Annotated in this window: 5 protein-coding genes and 1 pseudogene; 4 read left to right on the top strand and 2 right to left on the bottom strand. The window is 62.8% G+C overall.

Features of this window, described 5'->3' with window-relative positions; all coding sequences use genetic code 11:
• The 4 genes and pseudogenes from LPW30_RS11295 to LPW30_RS11280 form a co-directional block, all read left to right on the top strand.
• Positions 1–494: restriction endonuclease subunit S (locus tag LPW30_RS11295; protein ID WP_239680890.1), on the top strand; the 494-nt coding region annotated here is incomplete at its 5' end.
• Between the two features lie 38 nt (positions 495–532).
• Positions 533–3,592, top strand: a complete 3,060-nt coding sequence (locus LPW30_RS11290; protein ID WP_239680889.1) for a type I restriction endonuclease subunit R — start codon at positions 533–535, stop codon at positions 3,590–3,592.
• Positions 3,593–3,636: 44 nt separating this feature from the next.
• A pseudogene (locus LPW30_RS11285) lies at positions 3,637–4,544 on the top strand (IS3 family transposase); the annotation flags it as partial.
• Positions 4,545–4,574: 30 nt separating this feature from the next.
• Positions 4,575–5,435, top strand: coding sequence for an ISAs1 family transposase (locus LPW30_RS11280; protein ID WP_238984838.1), 861 nt, complete (start codon positions 4,575–4,577; stop codon positions 5,433–5,435).
• Here LPW30_RS11280 and LPW30_RS11275 read toward each other — a convergent pair.
• Positions 5,361–6,380 carry a nucleotidyl transferase AbiEii/AbiGii toxin family protein gene (locus LPW30_RS11275; protein ID WP_025280512.1) on the bottom strand — a complete coding sequence of 340 codons (1,020 nt, stop codon included), beginning with the start codon at positions 6,378–6,380 and terminating at the stop codon, positions 5,361–5,363. The genes LPW30_RS11280 and LPW30_RS11275 overlap by 75 nt on opposite strands.
• Complete coding sequence (locus LPW30_RS11270; protein WP_025280511.1) at positions 6,373–6,969, bottom strand: DUF6088 family protein; 597 nt, start codon at positions 6,967–6,969, stop codon at positions 6,373–6,375. Before LPW30_RS11270 ends, LPW30_RS11275 begins: the two co-directional genes overlap by 8 nt.
• Positions 6,970–7,129 lie beyond the last annotated feature (160 nt).

The following is a 7,129-nucleotide window of genomic DNA, read 5'->3' as shown; positions in this document are numbered from 1 at the left end:
ACCGATCCTACAGGCGATCAAAGGTTAGTCATGGAGATGTTGTTATTGCCATTAGGGCTACGGTAGGGAAATGCTTGAAGGTTCCAGAGGGGTTGGGCGGTGCTAACTTGACACAGGGAACTGCAAAGGTAAGTCCCGGGGAGAAAGTTTTTTCTGATTTTCTTCTTTTCTCGATGAGGTCTAACCCAACTCAGGGTTACTTTGACGAAATGGCAAAGGGAGCGACATTTAAGGAAATAACTTTGGATTCATTAAGAAGAGCCCCGATAGCTCTTCCTCCTTTGGCTGAGCAAGAGGCCATTGTGACTCGGATTGCGAATATTATTCCGAACATTGACAGACTACTGCTTGACGCAAATAAATCAGTGTTGCTCCTCCAAGAACGCCGCTCCGCCCTTATCTCCGCCGCCGTCACCGGCAAGATCGACGTGCGCAACTGGAAGCCCCCGGCGGCCACGTCCACCACCAAACCCACCCAGGCAGAGACGGCATAGCCCCAGGACGCACCCGTCACCATCCTCAAGGAGACCCCATGGCCGACAGCCGCGAAACCCAGTTTCAGCAGGACATCATCAACGCCATGGAGTCGGGCGGCTGGACAGTCGGCACCGCCAGCGGCTATGACCGGGCCTCGGCCCTCTATACCGAGGATCTGCTGGGGTACATCCAGGACGCCTGGCCCGAGCGCTGGGAGAAGTTCTGCAAGGCCAACCCCCAGGCCCCGGACAAGGTGTTGGTGCAGAAGGTGGTCCGTGAACTGGAGCGGGCCGGCACCCTGGAGGTGCTGCGCCATGGCTTCAAGGTGCCGGGGGTCAAGTTCGATCTGTGCAGCTTCCAGCCCGACCACGGCATGAACCCGGATTCCCTGGCCCGCTACCGGGCCAACCGCCTGCGGGTGGTGCCGGAGGTGTCCTATTCGCCCCATGCCCGCGAGAAAGGGCAGGGGAGCGGGAGCTATGACCCGCGCCTGGACCTGGTGCTGTTCGTCAACGGCATCCCCACTGCCACCCTGGAACTCAAGAGCCAGTTCAAGCAGACGGTGGAGAACGCCAAGCGCCAGTATCGCAAGGACCGGCCCGTAAAAGACCCGGTGACCCGCAAGCCGGAACCCTTGCTCACCTTCAAACGCGGCGCCCTGGTCCATTTCGCCGTCAGTCAGGCCGAGGTGGCCATGACCACCCGGCTGGCCGGCAAGGACACCCGTTTCCTGCCCTTCAATCGGGGCACGGAGGAGGGCGGGGCAGGCAACCCGCCACCCGCCGATGCGCAAAGCTATGCCACCGCCTACCTGTGGAACGATGTCTTCGCCCCGCAGGCCTGGCTGAAGATCATCGGTCGCTTTCTGCACCTGGAGCAAAAGACCGAGGAGGATTTCCATGGCCGCCGCCAGACCAAGGCGTCGCTGATCTTCCCCCGTTATCACCAGTGGGAGGTTGTCAACCGTCTGATTGAGGCCACCCGGGCCGAGGGGCCGGGACGGCGTTATCTGGTACAGCACAGCGCCGGGTCGGGCAAATCCAACTCCATCGCCTGGACCGCTCACCAGCTGGCCAACCTCTACGCCGAGGACGGCACGAAGCTGTTCAACTCGGTGATCGTGGTCACCGACCGCACGGTGCTGGACAGCCAGCTGCAGGAAACCATCTACCAGTTCGAGCATGCCCACGGCGTGGTCTGCCCCATCACCCGCGACATGGGCAGCCAGAGCAAGTCGGAACAGCTGGCCGAGGCCCTGGCCAACCACACCCGCATCATCGTCGTCACCCTGCAGACCTTTCCCGCCCTGTTCGATGCCCTGGACAAGCGCCCCAAGCTGGCCCAGGGCCACTATGCGGTGATTGCCGATGAGGCCCATTCCTCCCAGACCGGCAGTTCCGCCAGCAAGCTCAAGGCCCTGCTGGCGGCGGCGGGAGAAGCGGTGGAGGACGATGCAGGGGAGATCAGCGCCGAGGCCATGCTGGATGCCGCCGTGGCCTCGCGTCGCCCCAGTGAGCGCATCAGCTATTACGCCTTCACCGCCACCCCCAAGGCCCGGACCCTGGAGCTGTTCGGTCGCCCACCAGACCCGGATCGCCCCCCATCGACGGACAACAAACCCGAGCCGTTTCACCTGTACTCCATGCGCCAGGCCATCGAGGAGGGGTTCATCCTGGACGTGCTGCGCAACTACGTGACCTACAGCACCGCCTGGAAACTGGCCCATCCCGATGGGGAAGACCATGAGGTGGATTCCAAAAAGGCCTCGCGCACCCTGGCCCGGTGGGTGCGCCTGCATCCCTACAACATCGCCCAGCGGGTGGAGGTGATCGTCGAGCACTTCCGCGACAACGTGCGTCATCTGCTGGATGGCCAGGCCAAGGCCATGGTGGTCACCGCCAGCCGTCAGGAGGCGGTGCGCTACCAACTGGCCATGGGCCGCTACATCCAGGACCAGGGCTACGAGGATGTTCACCCCATGGTGGCCTTTTCCGGCAGCGTGCCCCCTGATGAAGAAATCCCCGAGGAGGTCACCGAGACCAGCCCCCTGCTCAACCCAGGGCTGAAGGGCCGCGCCCTGGACAAGGCGTTCGACACCGAGGAGTACAACGTGATGATCGCCGCCAACAAGTTCCAGACCGGTTTCGATCAGCCCAAGCTGTGCGCCATGTATGTGGACAAGAAGCTGCAAGGGGTGGACTGTGTGCAGACCCTCTCCCGCCTGAACCGACTGTTCCCCGGCAAACAGACCTTCATCCTGGACTTTTTCAACGATGCCCAGGAGGTGCTGGAGGCCTTCGCCCCCTATTACCGCAAGGCCGAACTGGCGGACGTGTCCGATCCCCAGGTGGTGTTTGACCTGCAGCGCAGCCTGGATGCCAGCGGCATTTACCAGTGGCCTGAGGTGGCGGGCTTTGCCCGGGCCTTTTTCGATTCCAAAGCCCCGGCAGCCAGCCTCAGCTACCACTGCCGCCCGGCCCAGGAGCGGTTCCGGCAACGCTATCAGGCCATTCTCGACCAACAGCACACGTGGCGGGAGGCTCGTGACCAGGCCGAACGCAGCGGCGACGACAAGGGGCTGAAACGCGCCGAGCAGGAGCTCAAGGATGCCGGTACCACCCGCGATGAACTGGACCTGTTCCGCAAGAACCTGGCCAGTTTCGTGCGCACCTATGAATTCCTCAGCCAGATCGTCACCTTCGACGACACCGAATTGGAACAGCTGTGCGTATTCGCCCGTCACCTCCACCCGCTGCTGCGCCTGGACCGACTGCTGGATGATGACGCCATCGATGTCAGTGAACTGGAACTGACCCACTACCGCCTGACCAAGCGGGAGGAAAAGCGCCTGCGCCTGGAGGATTCAGACGGAGATTACGGCCTCAAGCCTGTCAGCGAGGTGGGATCGGGCAAGCCCCACGACCCGGAGAAGCAGCGCCTGGACGAGATCATTGAAAGGCTCAACGACCTCTACGGCGCCGAAGTCAGCGACGACGACAAGCTGCACTTTGCCAATGGCATTGCCGATCGCATCGAGCGGGACGCGTCGGTGATGGCCCAGGTGCGTAGCCACAGCGAGGATCAGGTGATGCACGGTGAAGTGGTTCAATTGTAGCGGACACCCCGTTAAGCCTCGTAGGCTATGCATCGGAGGTGTTCATGAGCAAGAAGGCACGACGTCGATACACGGCGGAATTCAAGGCTGAGGCAGTGGCATTGGTTGAGCGCCAGGGATATGGGGTGGCCGAAGCTGCCCGGTCTCTGGGAATCAATCGCAGCCTGTTGGATCGGTGGCTGCGCAAGGAACGTGAGCGGCAATCTCCCCAGCATGACCAACAGGAGGGCCAGGCCGAGGAGTTGGAACGACTTAGGGAAGAGAACCGTAAGTTACGGATGGAAAAGGAAATATTAAAAAAGGCGGCGGCCTTCTTCGCCAAAGAGTCGAACTGAGGTATGAGTTCATCAAGGTGGAGAAGGCCAACTTTGCGGTGATGGATTTGTGTCGGGTCATGCAGGTCAGCCGCAGCGGTTACTACGCGTGGTGTCAACGGGGGCCGGATCCGGACAGAACCCGGCGGCTGAACATGGTCAAGAGCATCCACAAACGTAAACGGGGCAGTTATGGGAGCCGACGGATGGCGAAGGAGCTGCAGCGGCGTGGAGAGCCCGTAGGACGCGCTCAGGCACGCAGTCTCATGCGCGAGGCCGGAGTGGAAGCTCGGCAGCGGCGACGATGGCGGGCCACTACGGATAGTAACCATGGGTACCCGGTGGCGCCGAATCGATTGGAGCGGTGTTTCCAGGTGTCGGAACCCAATTGCGCTTGGGTGGCGGATATCACTGCCGTGTGGACGTTTCAGGGCTGGTTGTATCTTGCCGCGATCCTGGATCTGTACGACCGGCAGGTGGTGGGCTGGGCAATGGCCGATCACATGCGGGCTGATCTGGCACTGTCGGCCCTGGAGATGGCTGTGGGGCGCCGTCAGCCATCCTCGGGACTGATCCACCACAGCGACAGGGGTAGCCAGTACGCATCGCGTGTGTACCGGCAGCGCCTGGAGAAGCACAAGCCGGTGAAGTCCACCTGGACAGCGGTCATGGTCGAGTCACGCCAGGCGACCGTGATCACGGACCTTGATTGGCTTCAGAGCGTCCACCAGTGGCCAGGCCTGAAAGCTGTAGGCCGCATCACGCGCCGCCGGGAACTTGCCGACAAGACCACCGAGGACGTTGCTTACTACCTGCTGAGCGACGCACTGTCCCCGGAACAACTCGTTGAGGTCACACGCCAGCACTGGGGAATTGAGAATCGCCTCCACTGGGTGTTGGACGTCACGATGCAAGAGGATCAGAGCCGTCAGCGCAAATACCATGGCCCTGAGAATCTGGCACTACTGCGTCGCCTGGCCCTCAACGTGGCCAAATTGGAACCCTCCAAGGGATCCATGAAAGGCAAGCGCAAGAAAGCAGGATGGAACGACGACCTCCAGACCAGCGACGGCAGGCTGACCCTGTCGGTGCCGATCCAGATCAAGCGGCGCAGCGGGCGCAAGCTGGTCACGCTGCCGAACGGCGAAACTGCCCCCGTGAGGCCGTGGGATATGACGCCGACGCCGCTTCAGTTGGCGCTGGCCAGGGGGCACCGATGGCTGGCCATGCTGGAGTCGGGGGAAGCGAAATCACTGAAGGAGGTCGCCGCGCGGGAGGGGATCGACAACAGCTACGTGAGCCGGATGGTCAACCTGACCACCCTGGCGCCGGACATCGTGGTCGCAATCCTGGACGATACGCTGTCGAATCATGTCACCCTGTTCGATCTGGCGGTTGATCCGCCGGCCCTGTGGGAGGAGCAGCGCGCGGATTGGGCTTGGAAGTGCCTGACCTCACGCCAGCCGATTGACCTTGTCCTGTATGGCGGCGCAGGTTTCCAGAATCGCATCGAACTCCGGCTGATCTGACAGCAGCAGGCCGTCCTCGCTCATCGCCGCAAAATCCTGTGCCAACGCTGTGCGTGACGGGCCTTCGGGTACCAACGTGAGCGAGCCGCTCACGGCCTCGACGTAGTCGATCTTGCCGCCGTTGGCATCCTTCTCGGCGAAGAACATCGACTTGTGCTCGGCCACCTGATGCGCCAGTTGCCGATCGGCGGCCGCCTTGTCGAAATGCTCGCTTCGCGCCAGCGCCGCCAGGTCGTACCAATGACGTGAATACCGCTCACCGCGCAGCCGTTCCTGGCGGCAGTAGACGTGTGCGGCCGTGGCCTTCTCCCAGAACGTGCGCTCGGCGGCCATCACCAAAGGGCGTGCTGTCGGGAAGGTCACGCCTTCGATCCAAGGCGCGATGTCGCAGGCGACTTCATGAAAGTGGTGCGGCTCCCCGGTGGCGCGCGCTCCGAACTCCAGTTGGACCGTCGCGGAGACATAGCCCGTGCCGGTCTTGACGGCGGGATAGGCGATGATCAGCTTGTCGCGCTCCTGGCCGGCGAGACTCAAGCCCGCCTGCAAGCCGTTCGCGGCCAAGGCGTCATCGATTACGGGGCGTACCGTCTGCTCGATCCAGTCGGGAAGCCGTGCGCGCACTGCGCGGGTGATCTTCTTCTCCTGGCTCGCAGACGCTGGAATCGGATTGCCTTCGCGCAGCAGATCCGGCACCAAGGCGCGGATGTCGTAGGTCAGATCGATGTCTTCCGAGAACCGCTCGATGACCTTGTAAACCTTGGAAAGCGACGTACCACCCTTGAAGGTCAGCGTGTCGGCGATGGGGGAGGCGTAGATCGCCGCGAGCGTCCACACCACCCAGATGTCTTTTTCCAGCAGATGTGCCGGGCGGCCGCTCTGGGCGGCCGCGTATTCCAGGGCCTCGACCCGATCGGCCTGGCTGAGCGCGAGCCAGGACTCAGCCATGTGCATTCACCTCGCTGACGGCGCGGGCCATCCAGCCGGGCAGGGCCGCGCGAGCTGCCTGCAGGGCGGCCCATTCTTCCGCGGGCAGTTGGGCATGGAGGATGTGCAGGGCGGAGGGCGCCTGCTCGGGCCCCAGCCAGGACAGGGCGCGAATGGCTTTGCCGGCCGCGCGCTTGCCGAGCGCGAGCTGCCAGCGGCTGCCGTGCTTGAGCTCGACGATGCGGTTGCCCAGGCGCAGCTTGCGCGTGGGTCCCGAGGTCAGAAAGATCTCCCGGGTCGGCACTTGCGTGGTCAGCCCCAGCGCATTGGCTTCCGCCGCGCCATTGGGCACGACGACTTCACCGTGGGTGGACGCGATGGCTTCGACAACGGCCTCGGTCGAGGGCGGGCGGGAACCGAAGCGGCTGGCTACCGGCAGGGCGTAGGCCCCCCGTCCCACGCGCAGCAACTTCCCCTCGCGGGCCAGTCGGGCCAGCGCCTGATCCACCGCCGCCCTAGACGCCAGATGCAGAAATTCCTTGGGCGAGACCAAGCCTCCCTCCGGGAGGGCCTGGGCGGCGGACAGAATGGCTTCGCTGAGGTGGCTCATGGGACGTCTCCGTTTGTCAGAAGTATATAAACGTTTCTGACATTCTTCAAACCGCGTCGGCACCAGCGTGAACGATGTGGTTTCCTTTGGTCGGGCGATGCTGCAATCCAACCGCTTGATTCGTCCGCGCGTAACGCATTGATTTGTAATGGCCGTGTTC

Source organism: Ectothiorhodospira variabilis (genome assembly GCF_022227625.1).
Lineage (GTDB): Bacteria > Pseudomonadota > Gammaproteobacteria > Ectothiorhodospirales > Ectothiorhodospiraceae > Ectothiorhodospira > Ectothiorhodospira haloalkaliphila.
The sequence above is the reverse complement of the archived record's forward strand: the minus strand, read 5'-3'. Positions and strand labels throughout refer to the sequence as shown.